Source organism: Pseudomonas fluorescens (assembly GCF_004683905.1).
GTDB lineage: Bacteria > Pseudomonadota > Gammaproteobacteria > Pseudomonadales > Pseudomonadaceae > Aquipseudomonas > Aquipseudomonas putida_A.
In genome coordinates this window covers 334,051-348,903 of sequence record NZ_CP038438.1, presented here as the reverse complement: position 1 = coordinate 348,903, position 14,853 = coordinate 334,051, and the positions used below count along the sequence as shown (strand labels likewise).

The 14,853-nt window shown below is 56.7% G+C and carries 17 protein-coding genes, 1 tRNA gene and 1 pseudogene; 4 read left to right on the top strand and 15 right to left on the bottom strand.

Annotation, left to right across the window (positions count from 1 at the left end):
* Positions 1-219 precede the first annotated feature (219 nt).
* A tRNA-Thr gene (locus E4T63_RS01565) sits at positions 220-295 on the top strand.
* 126 nt (positions 296-421) lie between these two features.
* Here E4T63_RS01565 and E4T63_RS01560 read toward each other — a convergent pair.
* The 4 genes and pseudogenes from E4T63_RS01560 to E4T63_RS01545 all read right to left on the bottom strand — a co-directional run bounded on the left by E4T63_RS01560 (position 422) and on the right by E4T63_RS01545 (position 1,907).
* Positions 422-985, bottom strand: a complete 564-nt coding sequence (locus E4T63_RS01560) for a hypothetical protein (RefSeq protein WP_135294758.1) — start codon at positions 983-985, stop codon at positions 422-424.
* Positions 982-1,169, bottom strand: a pseudogene (locus tag E4T63_RS28785) (phage integrase); the annotation flags it as partial. The pseudogene E4T63_RS28785 and the gene E4T63_RS01560, both read right to left, overlap by 4 nt.
* Before the next feature lie 146 nt (positions 1,170-1,315).
* Positions 1,316-1,600, bottom strand: coding sequence for a helix-turn-helix domain-containing protein (locus E4T63_RS01550; protein ID WP_164979401.1), 285 nt, complete (start codon positions 1,598-1,600; stop codon positions 1,316-1,318).
* Entirely contained in the window at positions 1,590-1,907 is a 318-nt protein-coding gene (locus tag E4T63_RS01545; protein WP_095667798.1) for a transcriptional regulator, read from the bottom strand. The genes E4T63_RS01550 and E4T63_RS01545 overlap by 11 nt, the downstream gene beginning before the upstream one ends.
* Before the next feature lie 485 nt (positions 1,908-2,392).
* On the opposite strand from E4T63_RS01545, the gene E4T63_RS01540 reads away from it, so the two are divergent.
* A complete protein-coding gene (locus E4T63_RS01540; protein ID WP_115985254.1) occupies positions 2,393-2,668 on the top strand; it encodes a DUF3077 domain-containing protein in 276 nt (91 codons plus the stop codon).
* Between the two features lie 50 nt (positions 2,669-2,718).
* Here E4T63_RS01540 and E4T63_RS01535 read toward each other — a convergent pair whose 3' ends face one another.
* The 3 genes from E4T63_RS01535 to E4T63_RS28450 all read right to left on the bottom strand — a co-directional run bounded on the left by E4T63_RS01535 (position 2,719) and on the right by E4T63_RS28450 (position 4,624).
* Positions 2,719-3,399 carry an RES family NAD+ phosphorylase gene (locus E4T63_RS01535; RefSeq protein ID WP_135294757.1) on the bottom strand — a complete coding sequence of 227 codons (681 nt, stop codon included), beginning with the start codon at positions 3,397-3,399 and terminating at the stop codon, positions 2,719-2,721.
* Positions 3,396-3,806, bottom strand: coding sequence for an MbcA/ParS/Xre antitoxin family protein (locus E4T63_RS01530; protein WP_007961687.1), 411 nt, complete (start codon positions 3,804-3,806; stop codon positions 3,396-3,398). Before E4T63_RS01530 ends, E4T63_RS01535 begins: the two co-directional genes overlap by 4 nt.
* A gap of 308 nt (positions 3,807-4,114) precedes the next feature.
* Entirely contained in the window at positions 4,115-4,624 is a 510-nt protein-coding gene (locus tag E4T63_RS28450) for a PBECR2 nuclease fold domain-containing protein (protein ID WP_167797058.1), read from the bottom strand.
* Positions 4,625-5,066: 442 nt separating this feature from the next.
* On the opposite strand from E4T63_RS28450, the gene E4T63_RS01520 reads away from it, so the two are divergent.
* Entirely contained in the window at positions 5,067-5,993 is a 927-nt protein-coding gene (locus E4T63_RS01520) for a LysR family transcriptional regulator (protein ID WP_007961685.1), read from the top strand.
* Here the strand turns inward: E4T63_RS01520 and E4T63_RS01515 are convergent.
* The 6 genes from E4T63_RS01515 to E4T63_RS01490 form a co-directional block, all read right to left on the bottom strand.
* Positions 5,910-6,227: an AzlD domain-containing protein gene (locus tag E4T63_RS01515; RefSeq protein ID WP_003220702.1), complete on the bottom strand. Its 318-nt coding sequence runs from the start codon at positions 6,225-6,227 to the stop codon at positions 5,910-5,912. The genes E4T63_RS01520 and E4T63_RS01515 overlap by 84 nt on opposite strands.
* Positions 6,206-6,922 carry an AzlC family ABC transporter permease gene (locus E4T63_RS01510; protein ID WP_027611235.1) on the bottom strand — a complete coding sequence of 239 codons (717 nt, stop codon included), beginning with the start codon at positions 6,920-6,922 and terminating at the stop codon, positions 6,206-6,208. Before E4T63_RS01510 ends, E4T63_RS01515 begins: the two co-directional genes overlap by 22 nt.
* Positions 6,919-7,296 (bottom strand): GNAT family N-acetyltransferase, encoded by a 378-nt coding sequence (locus tag E4T63_RS01505; protein ID WP_130887682.1) that lies wholly within the window; start codon positions 7,294-7,296, stop codon positions 6,919-6,921. Before E4T63_RS01505 ends, E4T63_RS01510 begins: the two co-directional genes overlap by 4 nt.
* Positions 7,297-7,375: 79 nt before the next feature.
* Positions 7,376-8,122: a 2OG-Fe dioxygenase family protein gene (locus tag E4T63_RS01500; RefSeq protein WP_003220699.1), complete on the bottom strand. Its 747-nt coding sequence runs from the start codon at positions 8,120-8,122 to the stop codon at positions 7,376-7,378.
* Positions 8,123-8,353: 231 nt separating this feature from the next.
* Entirely contained in the window at positions 8,354-9,640 is a 1,287-nt protein-coding gene (locus E4T63_RS01495) for an OprD family porin (protein ID WP_135294756.1), read from the bottom strand.
* A 296-nt stretch (positions 9,641-9,936) separates the two neighbouring features.
* The gene (locus E4T63_RS01490) at positions 9,937-10,605 is read right to left on the bottom strand and encodes a DsbA family protein (protein ID WP_135294755.1); all 669 of its coding nucleotides are present in this window, start codon (positions 10,603-10,605) and stop codon (positions 9,937-9,939) included.
* Between the two features lie 256 nt (positions 10,606-10,861).
* On the opposite strand from E4T63_RS01490, the gene E4T63_RS01485 reads away from it, so the two are divergent.
* Complete coding sequence (locus E4T63_RS01485; protein ID WP_135294754.1) at positions 10,862-12,955, top strand: TonB-dependent receptor; 2,094 nt, start codon at positions 10,862-10,864, stop codon at positions 12,953-12,955.
* A 189-nt stretch (positions 12,956-13,144) separates the two neighbouring features.
* On the opposite strand, the gene E4T63_RS01480 is transcribed toward E4T63_RS01485, so the two are convergent.
* Positions 13,145-13,357: a hypothetical protein gene (locus E4T63_RS01480; protein ID WP_007961849.1), complete on the bottom strand. Its 213-nt coding sequence runs from the start codon at positions 13,355-13,357 to the stop codon at positions 13,145-13,147.
* 245 nt (positions 13,358-13,602) lie between these two features.
* Positions 13,603-14,709: an agmatine deiminase gene (aguA, locus tag E4T63_RS01475; protein ID WP_007961848.1), complete on the bottom strand. Its 1,107-nt coding sequence runs from the start codon at positions 14,707-14,709 to the stop codon at positions 13,603-13,605.
* Positions 14,710-14,853 lie beyond the last annotated feature (144 nt).

The window sequence follows — 14,853 nt, the reverse complement described above, 5'->3', positions numbered from 1 at the left end:
GCTTCCAATCAAAACGACATAAACGGGTGAAATGGGTGCTTGAACGGTGCAGAAATCCTGCCCTCACGCACATTCTGGCTTGATCGCGTAGCACCTCGGTTTTGCGGCTAAAAACCCGGCGACACCGCTCACGCCAAGCCTGATCCAGCGCCTGCGTAAAAATAGTCTGAATTCAGGGGTTTACAGAACCAACCCAATCGCTATAATCGTCGCCCACACGCCGGTATAGCTCAGTTGGTAGAGCAACTGACTTGTAATCAGTAGGTCCCGGGTTCGACTCCTGGTGCCGGCACCATACAAAACGAAGCCCCTGCAGAAATGCAGGGGCTTTGTTGTTTCTGGGACTAAAAGACTTCACGTCAAATCGTGAAAACGTCCACAAAGTGTCCACACCTGAAAAATTTCAGCCTGCGGTAGCTTGTCATTTAGGCTTCGGTGGCTTCTTCGGGTCAGTCAGCGAATGGCCGATCTCCAAAGCCATCTCAAGCAGATCGGCCGTTTCCTTGTACTCCTCAGAGCTGTCAGTTCCGCTGGCTAAGCCACCTCCGGGAGTTACGTCAATCCGAACGCTGTCGGCTAACTGATGAAAACGAACAATCTGTTTCGCCTCCTCAGCGGTCAGCACTCCCAGTTTCGAAACGTTGGCTTGATAGACACGGTTAAAGTGACTGTCGATACGAACTTCGAACGATTCGGGATCTCTCCTAAAAGCTGCCATGGCGGAACCACTTCGAAAGGCGAGCATCTGCTGCTTATCCCGTAGAGCAGGCAAAAAACCTCGACGCTCAACAATTTCCACAAGTGCCGCGACCTCAGCCAAGAGGCCGGCTTTAACACTCGCGCTTTCTCGTTTCGATTGCCTGTACCAAAGAAATAATGGGCCAACTATCGCCGCCACACCCGGTATCACCGGAACCAAGATGGCGGTCCAATTGGCTTGGGCAAGCGCATCAATCACTGGCCCCCAATCATTTACTCCACTCATGTCTCGTCCCCCTCCCCAACCACACCAAACGAAAGCGGATTCAAATTCACCACCTCCGCCAAATGCCCCAGGTAAAGTGCGCATACTTCGTCGTCACCGCCAATGAAGCATGCCCAAGCACCCGCTGTGACGTCAGAATATCCCCACCATTCATCATGTAATGGCTGGCGAACTGGAAATTAAGGGACAGACCCATTTATAACCTGCCTCAAACTTCACTACTTGCACCATGCAAAGCAAAGCCCCTGCATAAATGCAGGAGCTTTGCTATTTCTAGGGTGTGGTAGATGCTTCTGTGCCTGAAACTTGCTCCCTGTACGTAAAAAAAACTCAGGCAGGATACAAATCCCGCAAGGCCTCCGGATGCTGACTTGCAACCCGCAAGAGAGTTTGCGCCGCACCCGTCGGCTGCCGGCGACCCTGCTCCCAATCCTGCAAAGTCCGCAGACTCACACCGATAAGTTTGGCAAACGCACTTTGTGAAACGCCCACTTTGGCACGTGCTTCCGCTGCCGCAGAGAGCGGCACCTGCGTTACGCGCGCGGCCTTTCCGGCCTTCATCTGACGTACAGATTCCAGCAAGTCCTGCTGGAATTGCTCCAGTTCATCGACCATCGCTGATTTCCTCCTTCAGTTGCTTAAGGAAGGCTACGGGCAAGTTGTCGAGCTTTGCCTTGGTGTAGGCAATGAGCAACCAAATCGAGCCTTCAGAAAGCGTGTTGTAATAAATGACGCGTGTACCGCCTCGCTTGCCCATGCCGCTACGAGTCCACCGCACCTTACGCAAACCTCCACTGCCAGGCACGACATCACCAGCCAGAGGATTTGCAGCAAGCCAATTGATGAATTCATGGCGTTCACCATCACCCCATATGGCCTCTGCATAGCGCTTGAACATTTCCGTTTCGATGATTGTATACATGAACCGAACTATACGGCTACGCCGTATAAACAAACCATAAACGCTTATGGGGACAGATCGACGAAATGCATGGCGCGAAGACTTGTGAAATCTGTTGTAACGAGAAGCCACTACTAGCCACCGTTGCTCATTCGCTTCTCGCAAAGCTACCGTTCAGCTCGTCGCTGCCAATTCAGCGACCGGGCCTGATAACCCGAGTAAGATACAGGCGCACCAGCGCCCCAATTCACGTTTGCCGGCGCATTTTTTTGTCTGCATTACCGTGCAATGGCGGCTGTGCGTGGGAGATCTTCGGGTCTGCCGGGTTCCTGTATCTCCGGTTTATCAGCCCGCGCATAGCTGCCACCCATTCGCCTGATAACGAATTGGCAGCTCTCATTTGATACAGGGAGTTCACAAATGAATGCCATCGATCCATCCGTAATCCGCCGCGCTGCCACACCGGTCACCTCACACCACGCCTTACGTACGGCAGGTGAAGCGAAATGACCGACTACCTCGATTTGAAAACACCAGGCCTTACGCACTTTTCCTTCCAGGCCAATCAAGCGCTGTTCCGCACCAATCGTGGTGTTCCAGTGATGGCCGCCCTCTCGCACGCCTCACACTTGCTTCACATTTCCAAGTTACTGACTGCAGATTCCACAGTTTCTCGCGATCCTGACCTTCACGCTTACGCCTCGCAGTATCTGCAGGAGTTGAGCAAGGCGCTGATTGACGATGTGGTGAAAGTTCTGGATGCGCCAACAGCAAGCCATTGACGTAAACCGCCAAAAGAAAGCCCTCGCATACCGCGAGGGCTTCTTGTGTTTCAAACCTGACTGATCTCAAACACAAACGAAATCCTGCGTTGACTCGCACTCCACACATAACGCAGATGTTTGCCCTGCTTCGGAATCGATACCGCTGGCGGCCGGAAAGCGGCGACACATTCGTGGCCCGGCAGGCGAACGCTGCTGTAGAGCATCCCCCACGATTCAGACTCACGCAGTTGTCGGGCAAACGCCTGGGATGGGCCATAGGCGTCTGGATCGGGTTGATGCAAATCGGGAAAGTCATCACGAACATCATGCAGCGGCTTAACCACACGATTGACGTAAGTGCGCATGGTCAACTCAAGATCCGCCTCGTTGGTGGCCGCGAGGAAACGTTCCTGGTGATAACAAGTCTCGGCGATAGCCGCAGCCTGGCTGCTGGCGGCGTAGTAGACGCCGAAGGTGCCATCGGTGAAGCGGCTGCTTTTGCCGATGTGGGTGAACGCCGCCATCACCGGGGTTGAACCGGGGCCGGAGAGTCGGTCTTCTGGACGCACGCGGGCGAGGACGCCGGCCTGCTCGATCAGGCGATCGTTGGTCAGTGCTTCCAGCGCGTAGGCGATTTCCAGGTCTTCGGGGTCGAGTACGTCTTCGAACAGCGCAATCGGCGGGAAGCTGCTGTTGACGATCCGGTAGGCCTTCGGCCATTGCGGCTCAGCCAGGGGCGGGGCCTTCAACCGCGCACCCCGTCGAGGTAGCGGCGCACGTCGGCGATATCGACCACCCTCCCCGCGAGCATGTAATCCAGCGCCGTTCGACCATTGAATGGCGCAGCCGTGTTTGGGCTGCTGACCCACGTATAAGCACGCTCGCGACTGTTGCTGAAGATGATGCTCAAGGCCTTGTGAATGCCCATCAGATACGAGATGCGCTCCAGCGTGTCGTGCGGCAGGCGAATATTCGGCGGCAGGTGTTTGTACTTGTAGAACGTGGTGTTGCCGACGCCACCAAGTAACGTGCGCTGCTGTTCGGCGTTGCAACCCCAGCGCTCCATGAGATTGAAGAAAAACTTCAGCGCGACGCGCCCGGCTTCGGGGACGTCGAGTTGTTCACGCGGGGTGAGGGCTGGGGATGAGGTAGGCATGATTGTCCTTCTTCGCAGATCCGCAAGCTGAGAGTAGTACAGATATGAATATTTTCAATAGAGTTATTCGTATACGAATAAAAATCCTCAAAACCCAGGTTGACATCTCAATGTTCGGTGGCAGAGAATCCGGCTCAAGAGCGCGAAACCGACTGCCTTCAGGTGGCAATAGTCGGCGTTAGGAACCCCGTTGATGACCTGAAAATCAGCGCTCGGGTGAGACCTCTTCTCCCCTGCTTGAGGGAGCACAATATCAAGCAACATTCATGTGAAGGGCAGCCTGAGAAGGCTGCCCTTTTTCGTTTGAGCTACCGGTAACGTCGATACAACAGCTCACCATGCCGATGCTTGTTCAAGCCTTTCTTGTCACAATTCATGAAATTCCAGAGTACGTTGCCGCGCTCAACATGAACCACCACCAGCATTTGGTATCTCGCGTTGTAAGCACCGATGAAAGAGAGTCGAAACGAGGCGTCATCGTAGGAAACCCGCCATATCTCTAACGGCCTCGTCAGGGTATCTCGCGCAAATTCGGTGAACCGCTCACGGGCATTCGGGCGCTTTTCCACCGTATGAAGCAAATGCTCGCGCTTCACCAAAATCGGCACATATGGCGTTTCGATCAGAACAGCATCAAGACCATGATCAAGTCCGAAGCCTCTGGCAACCTGCTCCCACGCTGCATTAAGACTCAGTTCACCTGGCAGCTCTCTAACCGCAGAAATCAGAAGGCCAGGGTCAATATCGCGAATATCCGGTAAGCCCAGATCTTTCCAGTTTTTTTGATCGGGTAACGCCCTGCTGCCCTGCAAACTCATGGCATCGACTCGCTAGCTTCGCGGATGCCGGCATTGCCTGGAAATCCATGGCCTCGGACCAAAAGTCCCGAAAATAACTACCTGATATTTCAGCCACTTGTGCATGGGCGGTAAATAAGCCCGTTCGCTCTTTTCTATAGGAGGCTTCCGACAACGGTGCAAAACAGTGGCGTTTCGGTGTGGGAAACATTCAAAAAAGCTGTAGTCCCGAGACGTAAAAAAATGCCCGACTCGTCCGAATCGGGCACTTTTCTTGACCCCAATCACCCCCACGTCATCAAAAATCCCGATCCTGTGTCAGCTTCCAGCCATCGGCGGGGACATCAATTCGCTACTAAACCCGCGACAACTATGCTCAGGTGCTGGAATATAGCCGGCATATGACGCCGGATCGGCAGTCTCGTAAACAACAATACCCAGCCCACTTCAGAGGGCATTACCCATGGATAGCAGAACCTTACGCAACCTCATGCGCATCGTGCAGACCGGCTCGTTGTCGGCCGCAGCCGAGCATTCGTGCCTGACTGTGCAGGCCCTGGCCGCGCAGTTGAACAAGGTCGAAGAGCAGTTCGGTTTCCGCTTGTTTCGACGTTCCAACAAAGGGCTGACGCTGACGCCGCAAGGCACGGAGCTGACGCCCTACATGGACAAAGTGCTGATTGCCACGCGACAGATGGAAGAAAAGGTCGAGGCGCTCAAGGTGCCGGGCCAGCGCACATTGAAGGTTGCGTTGAACAACACGTTGTCGTCTGACTTCAACCGGCGAATGATCGGACGCCTGATCGAGGTGTTTCCCGATTACCAGATGGAATTCAGCTACGCCGAGTCGATGGAGAACCTCAGCAAGCTGAAGAATGAAGACTTTGATCTTGCGGTGTTGATCGGCCCGCAGCGGCCGGGTCTGCCGAGCATTGTTTTGCCGGATGTGCAGGTGCAGGTGGTCGGTGCCCATTGCGGGCAGGAAAACGATCCACTGACGTTGCTGGGCAACAAGTTTCAGGTGCGTCCTGCGGAAGATTGTCCGTATTCCCACAGTTTCCTGCGTTTTCTCGACGCCGGACTGGGCAATCACGAGAACGGTCAACGCATGGTCTATTCCTGCAGCGAAACCCTCACCCTGTCGCTGATCACGCAGATGGACGCGGTGGGCATGGTGTCTCGTGAGGCCGCGCAAAAGAACGGCCTGACGATTTTCCCCGGATTCGAGGATTTCCTCGAAGTGCGTCTGGCGGTGAACAACCCGAACCTGTCGGGGCAGGCCCTGAATGACGTGGTCGATCTGCCGCTACATGAACGAGCCGAGCGCAATGTACGCAGCCGTCCCAACCGCCACACTGAGAAAGAGGTTTTTGCTGAAATACGCACATAACAACGTCGGAATGGCTGCATAAAATTCCGGGCGATCGAGCTGTAGGTGCTGATCCTTGATCAACAAGGGTGTCAGGCTGATCGCAGCGACGATCGCCACCGGCAGGTATTCCAGCGCCCGCGCAACGAACGGCGGCCAGTGCTCGGTGTTGACTTGCAGCGGCAGCGCGCGTGGCAGGAAGGTCACGGCCATCATCAGCGCGACCACCAGAATCAGGAACGTTTGGTCAGGCATACACCCACTCCGCAGCCCACAAACGTGGCGATGAAAACGTTGAACGGCGAAGTGCCGACCAGGCTCAGCGCGCCCATGCAGACGACGGCAGCCGCGGCGGCGATGAGTTTGTTGCGGGTGTTGCACAGCGACACCAGCACGTAGAGCATCATCGCGGTCAGTGCGTAGTCGAGCTGATATTTGATCAGGTGCGATGCATATTGCGCGCAGACAGCGCCCAACAATCCGCCCAGCACCCAAGAGGTGTGGCAGAACAGGTTGAAGCCGATCAGGTAACGAATGTTGACCGGCGCGCCGGTGCCCAGTTTGACGCTGTGGAACGCGAAGGACTCGTCGGTCAGGCCACCGGCGTAAGCCCAGCGCTCCATGCGGCTGAGCCCCAATGCGCGCAAGGCCTTGGCCATGTACACCGACATCAGCATGTGCCGCGCATTGATCAGGAAGGTGGTCAGCACGATGGTGGTCAGCGACGCACCGCTGGAGATCAGCGCCAGCGCGGCAAATTGCGAAGCGCCGGCGTAGACGAACAGACACATCGCTACCGGCAGCCACATCGGCAGCCCGGCGTTGACCGCCATCAGCCCGAACACGAACGACACCGTGAAGTAACCGGCCACCACCGGGCTGGCTTCGGCAAACGTGCGCGATGGCTGATGAGCAGCCATCAGCGGCGCACTGCCGGACGTTTCATTCATAGATCCCTCTCAAATGTCCGCTCGCCGTGGGGTTCGCAAAAACCCTGGGCAGCCCAGAATCGCTTGCCCGCGAGGTTAGCATCGTCGACGAACAGAAACATCCGTAATACACCGACCCGCTTCATGTCGGACGACGCCGCTTCCACCAGCCGCTGACCGACGCCCTGGCTGCGATAGCGCGGGCTGACCGCCAGGTGGTTGATGGTGCCGCGACTACCAAGCATGCCGCCGAGCACCGCACCGACGATTTCGCCTTCGACGTCGAAGGCCAGATAGGCCGTGGTGGTCTTCTGGATCAATACACCGCGCAGGCATTTGGCGTCCTGCCATTCGCAGAACGACACTTCGTCGAACTGCCGGAAGAAGCGCTCCATGCGCTGCGCGTCCTTGGCGGTGGCGCGTCGCAGCACCACCGGCGTCGAGCACTCGACGCCATCGATTGGGGTGATCTGATTAGCGAACAATGTCGAAAGCGGTCCCGGGCCGCGAGAAGGAAATCGCCAGAATCTGCCGGTACGCCATGGCATGCGTGTGGGTGTTGCGCGCCGGAGTCACGTAATGGCGCATGTCGCGATCAAGGAAGTACGTGGTGTCGAGGATTTCCTTGTAGGTGGTCGACGCCAGTTGATGCTCGTGAACATCGTACAAACGGCTTTCCGCGCCCTCGACATTGTTGCGCCCCCAGAAGTGCACACCGCTGAACGGATAGCCGTCGCAGTGAATCCCTTCCGGGGTGATTTCCAGTTGCTTGCCGGGTTTGATCTCGATGCGGATCTGATGAATCTGGCACTGCCAAATCTCATCGTGCAATTCTTCCGGCAACACGCTTTTGTACACTTCAAAATCGGTGTCGATCAGGCTGCGCATTACCGGCGAAGTGATCACTTCATCAGAGAAGTCCTGAAAGTGCCGCACAACACCGCCCACGTAGGCGTTGTTCTCTTTCGACTGCACGTACGCGCGATGCTCGAGTTGCTTCAATTCACGTGTTTTCGGGTTGTACTCAAAGTCGCTGTAACGACGGTAACGCATGCCGGCTTCGGCCTGACCGTAGTAACTGTCTGGCTCCATGTTTTCCCAACTTTTGGTCAGTCTGACGAAGTCGGCAAAATGACCGTAGAGATTGAAGTCACCACCCTGGACGTTGACATATTTGTCGCGCCGTAGCGATTCGCCCACTTCTCTGTTCAAAACGATCATTACCAAATTCTCCGCTGCGTTGAGCGGCCTAATCTATTAGGTGGAGAATTTGCGTCCATGAGAAAGAATTTCAGGCATTTAAAGCCCTGCTTGAAACGGTACTTGAAGACGCTTCAAAACAACTTTTACGTGACAAAAACACGGGTTTTTTACGGTTTTTGCGAAAAAGACGTCGAAAAAAAACCCCGAGCCAGTCGGGGTTTTCTCATGTTTCTTACACCGGATCGTTCATCAGAAGATGTTGATCGGGTAGTCCACGAACACACGCACTTCGTTGCCGCTGCTGTTGTAGTCGGCGGATTTCTGCGACACGCGCAGAATCGAGCTGCGCAGTTTCACGCTAAGGTCTTTCGCCGGACCGCTTTGCACGACGTATTTGACCTGGTTGAAGATCTCACGCTCAGTGCCGCCACTGCTGGTGTCGGTAGTGATGTTATCGCCTCGCACGTAAGCGAAGTTGTAGCTCAGACCCGGTACGCCGAAGGCACCGAAGTCCAGGCCGTAACCCAGCTGCCAGCTGCGCTCGTCTTCAGCGTTGAAGTCCGACCAGTACGAGTTGGCCAAGTAAATGGTGTTGCCACCGTCGCCCTGACGACGACCATCGTTCTGATAACCGCCGTACGGATAACCCAGGTTGCTGTCACCGGTACTGCGCTGGTGCGCCACGGTGAACGAGTGCGGGCCGGTGGCGAATGTGGCCGCCAGGCTCCAGATCTTGTTGTCCTGGCCGCCGGTGTTCTTGATGTCGGCATAGGACTTGTCGAGCTTGGTGCGATAGCCGTTGAAGTCCAGGGTCAGGGACTGATCCTTGTCGATCGGGAACACGTAGTTGGCGTTCACGTACTGCTTCTTCATGACGTCTTCAACGTCGGAAGCGTACAACGCCGCCTTGAACTGTTCGGTGAACTGGTAGCTACCGCCCAACACGTTGATCGACTTCAGACCACCGCTGTCACGGCCTTCAGCGCTTTTACGCGATTCGGCGGTGAAACGACCGGCGTCCAGTTGCAGGCCTTTGATCTCTTTGGAGGTGATCAAGGTACCGGTGTAGCTTTCCGGCAGCAGACGCGAGTTATCGTAGTTCAGCACCGGCAGGGCCGGCATCTGGTCGCCGTAGGTCAGCACGGTGTTGGACACGCGGAATTTGACCGCAGCGCCACCCTTGGACAGGTCGTCAGCCGCATTGCCGCTGTCACCCTGTTTGAAGAAGTCGATACCACCGGCGCCGCTGCGGCCCTTGCCGCCCTCCAGACGCAGTGCGTAAAGACCGAAAGCATCGACACCCACACCAACGGTGCCTTGGGTGAAACCGGAAGAGAACGTACCGATGGCCGCCTGGCCCCACTCGGCTCTGTCCGGATTGCCGTCTTTGTAATCACGATTGATGTAGGCATTGCGCAGCAGCACTTTGAGGCTGCTGTCTTCTACAAAACCCTTGGATTCGGCTTGGCCGTCAGCCATTGCCGAAGTGGCACTCAACATCCCCAGTGCGATCAGACTGATTCGCTTGTTCAACATTTTGTTTTCCTTATTACGGGTTGAAACGCGCTGTGTCGAACGGCTGAAACGGCGCTATTGCACTCTTTTTTCACCCCGAAACAAAAAGACCCGCCCACGGCAAAACCGTGTCGGGCCCTTTTATTATTTTTGAGTCATGGCGGTTGGCCACAGGCGTTGGGCCGAATCGTAGCCGCGCCCTCAATAATGTGTCAATTTCAAGAATCGTCTTTAAATAGGTAAAAATCGTCTAAGAATCGTAAATTTTGCGATAGCGTATTGCTCGGAAATGCGCTCAGCCAGGGAATCCAGTGCGATTACGCGCAACCGTCGAGACCGCATTGCGCGGGGGATTGCCCCGACTCAACAGTGACAACCGCTTGCCCCAACCAGTCGGCGAAGGCCTGCGGTTTGCCAAGCCAGGGGCTGATGTCGATCAAGGTGAATTGCCCGTCCCGCTCCAGCGCCAATGTCGGAAATCCCTGGCCACCCAGTTGTGCCAAGAGTTCTCGGCTGGCTTTTACATGCGCTGTCGTATCAACGGATTTAAACGCAGCCGCGAAGATGTCACGGGTGTAGCCCAACTCACGGGCGAGTTCGAAAAGTACGGATTCATCGGCAATCCGCCGTCCTTCCACGTAATGCGCCGTCTGCAAACGTCCGAGCATCTGCAAACCGCGACCGTCGATGGACTCTGCCGCCATCACCGCCGCAATCGGCGGCGTCGAATCGAAGACCGCCGCGTGATCACGCAGCAGACCTTCGAAATACGCTTCGCCAAAGGGTTGTCCGGTGTATTCGGCAATGCGCCGGTCGTGGGGCATGACGTAATCACGCAGTTGCGGCGAAACGCGCTGGCGATTCACGCCGCTCATCATTCCGCCCGCATGGGCAACGACCGGCAACACTTGCTGCGCCGCTTGCACCAGCGGTTTGGCACCGTAGCACCAGCCGCACAATGGATCGTAAATGTAGTGAAGGATCATGGGAGAACTCCGGCAACAAAGTAGAAATATTCGATGCCGGCAGACTATTCCTACGCGTGTTGGGGAAAAACGCCGGAATGGCTCTCAGACTGTTTCGAGAATCGGTCGAATGGATCGACCGGTCAGGATGTATCGAAATCGACATAAATTGAAACAATCTGACAGGGGAACTTCTCAGGAATAAATTACGGGAGCAAATGCAAAGCATTACCATTCGCGCGTTTGAATTTCCTTACCCTTTCGGATGCGCTTTTCCATGCCTGCCCCGTTCCGCCTCACGCCTGTCACCCTTGGATTGTCTGCCTTTCTGTCCAGCGGTTTTGCTTACTCCGCCACCGAACTGCCCGCCACCGCGATCAGCGCCGAAGAACAAGCCGAGGACCCGCGCGTCAAGATCAGCAACACCGCGACTCGCACCTCCACCCCGGTGCGTTACGTGCCGCAGGCCATCGACTCGATCAAGACCACGAATGTCGCCGACTACGGCACCAATGACATCGGTGACGCCCTGAGCGGGATTCCCAACGTCAGCAGCAGCGCCGACACGCGCTTCGACAGTCTGCGTATCCGCGGCTTCGACGCCAGCAACGACTTCTATCTGGACGGCATCCGCGACGACAGCCAGTACAAGCGCGACCTGCACAACATCGAGCGGGTCGAAGTGCTCAAAGGTCCGGCGGCGGTACTTTACGGCCGTGGCAGCCAGGGCGGGATCGTCAACCGCGTGAGCAAGCTGCCCGAGTTCGGTCGTCGTTCGACCATCGAGGCCCAAGGCGGCAGCGACGACCTGCGCAGCCTGTACGCCGACCTCAGCACCGACCCCAGCGAAAACCTCAGCCTGCGCCTGAACATGGGCAACATGGATGAAAACAGCTTCCGCGACGGCGTCAGCGGCAACCGCCAGCTGTTCGCGCCGTCGATGAGCTGGCAACTGACCCCAGACTTGAACTGGCTGGTGCAATACGAATACAGCCGCTACAACCGCACACCGGATCGCGGCATTCCCGGTGTGAATGGCCGCCCGGCGGATGTCGGTCGCGACACCACCTACGGCAACGATCACGATTTCATCGACGACAAGGCGCAGTCCCTGCGCTCGAAACTCACCTACGAGATCAACGACAACTGGCAGCTGCGCCAGACCCTCGGCGTGTTCAAGCTCGACAGCGATTTCGACAACACCTACCTGACCAGCTTCGATCCGAAAACCAACAAGGTCGCGCGCCAGCACTGGCAGCAGAATCTGACCACCCGCAACGTCTACAACAACCTTGAGCTGGAAGGCGGTTTCGATACCTTTGGTCTTGAGCATCGCCTGCTGACCGGCGTCGAGATCGGCAGCCAGCGCCGTGATCCGAAGTTGTACAACGCCGCGACTGGCAAGACCCCAGGCGCACAACCGGTGCCATCGCTCGACCTGTTCAACCCCAACCGCGAGCTCCGTCACACCGGCAGCATGCAGGTGTTCAGCGACAGCCACACCGAAGTCGAAAGCCGCGCGGTGTACGTGCAGGATCAGTTGCGTCTGAACGATCAATGGCAACTTCTGGCCGGCTTGCGCTACGACACGTTCGATATCGAGTCGACCAACCAGCTCAAGAACCTCACTGAGGATCGCGACAGCCACAGCACCAGCCCGCGCTTCGGGATTGTCTGGACGCCACTGCAGAATCATTCGTTCTATGCCTCGTGGTCGAAGACCTTCTCGCCCGTCGGCGGCGGCCTGATCGGCATCACCCCGGGGGCTGCCGGCAATAGCAACGACTTGAGTCCGGAGCTGACCAAACAGAAAGAAATCGGCGTGAAAAGCGACTGGCTGGATGATCGCTTGAGCACCACGCTGGCGGTCTACGACCTGGAACTCTACAACCGCCGCACCAGCGACCCGAACGATCCGACCCTGACCGTCATGACCGGTCTTCAGCGCTCACGGGGTGTGGAGCTGACCGCCACCGGCAAACTGGTCGGCAACTGGTACATGCGCGGTGGCGTCGGCGTGCAGGACACCACCATCGAAAAGGATAACAACGGCCTGGAAGGCAAACGCGTCAACAACGTGGCCAAACACAACGGCAGCCTGTTTCTGACCTGGAAACCGGAGATGGGCTGGTACGGCGAAACCGGTCTGACCCTGGTCGGCCAGCGTTATGCCGACAACGCCAACACCACCGTGCTGCCGGGTTACGGCCGCTGGGATGCGCTGGTCGGCTACCGTTTCAAGGACTGGGACTTGCGCGCGGCACTGAACAACATCACCGACCGCGAGTATTACGCCTCGGCCACCAGCCAATATCAGATCCAGCCAGGCGCACCGCGCAGTGTGGTGATGACCGGTACCTACAGTTTCTGAATGCACACAAATCCTGTGGGAGGGGGCTTGCTCCCGAAGGCGTCATGTCAGGCAACACCATCGTCACTGACTGATTGCATTCGGGAGCAAGCCCCCTCCCACAGGTTCAATGTTCGCAATGGTTTTTGTGTCGTGCATAAAAAAGCGCCGCCATCCCGGCAGCGCTTTTACCAATCCCTGTTGTTTTTCTTATCCTTCCATCACAGCCCATAACGCTTCCAGTTCGGCCTCGCTGAACAGGCCAGCGGGGTAGCGCTCGATCATCATCCGGCGCGGATCAGGTTCCCTGATCTGACGCGTTCCATTGGACTTCAAAAAGTGCGCGACAATCTGGAGCGATTCGCCGTTGACGGCCATGGGATGCAAAGTCCGCTCGCTGACTACGTTCACTTCGGCGTTCATTTCAGCGCTCTCTCCCCGTTCGTGAGCGGCTAAGTTATCCAAGGTATATGACAGAACTGTTGAAGTTCCCCCCTCTCCCTAGTGCACTTTGTCCGATACAAGAGCTATGCCAAGGTTTCCGATTTGTCGACAGGCGGATACAAACAAGCCCGCAGTCCAACAGGGCCGCGGGCTTGTTTGAATGTGTAGCAAGCTAATCTTTGCCTGGCCGATTTATGAATCAACTCAAGCTGTTACGTCTCAACTCACTCTTTGTGCGGGGCTGGCTGTTGTTGGGTAAGGCAGTGGATATTGCCGCCGCCCAGTAACAGTTCACGGCCCGGCACCATCACCACTTCGTGCTGCGGGAACAGCTTCTGCAGGATTTCCCGCGCAGGCGCGTCCATCGGATCGTCGAAGCTCGGCGCGATGATGCCGCCGTTGACGATCAGGAAGTTCACGTAGGAACCGGCCAGGCGCACGGAAGGGTTGCGCTCCTGCGTACCGTCGACCGGATCGACACCGGCGCACTCCTCTTCGGTCGCGTACAGCGGCCCCGGAATCGGCATCTTGTGCACCGTGAACGGGCGCCCCTTGGCGTCGGTGCTGCTTTGCAGCACGTTCATCGCCGCCTGGCAGCGCGGGTAGTTCGGATCCTGCGGATCGTCGGTCCACGCCAGCAGCACTTCGCCCGGGCGCACGTAGCAGCAGAAGTTATCCACATGACCGTCGGTTTCGTCGTTGAACAGACCATCCGGCAGCCAGATGATCTTATCCACCGACAGATTGTCGCGCAGCACCGCTTCGATCTCTTCGCGGCCCAGGTGCGGGTTGCGGTTGTGATTGAGCAGGCACTCTTCAGTAGTGATCAGCGTGCCTTCGCCGTCGACGTGAATCGAACCGCCTTCAAGCACAAAACCTTCGGTGCGATAACGCGGGCTGCGCTCGATTTCGAGAATCTTGCCACCGACCTGCGAATCACGGTTCCACGGCGAATACAGACCGCCTTCAAAACCACCCCATGAGTTGAAGTCCCAGTTCACACCGCGCACTTCGCCGCTGTTGTTGATGACGAACGTCGGGCCGGTATCACGTACCCAGGCATCATCGCTGGACATCTCGACCACACGGATATTCGGCACGTCGAGACGTGCGCGTGCGTTCTCGTACTGACCGGCCGACACGGCAACCGTCACCGGTTCAAAACGGGCGATGGCCTTGGCCACTGCAACGTGCGCGGCCTGCGCCGGCTTGCCACCCAGGCGCCAGTTGTCCGGACGCTCAGGCCAGATCATCCAGGTCTGGGTCTGCGGCGCCCACTCGGCCGGCATGTAGAAGCCATCGTCACGCGGGGTACTTTTCAAAGTGGTCATCGGATCAGGACTCCTGGGAACCGTCGAAGGGTTGCAAAGCGATGGCGACTTTATAACCGATAAATATCGTATTTTAAATGCTTTAAAATGACGCTAGTCTAAAAAAAACAGTTAAATACCGATACAAATCGAATTAGCACTGCC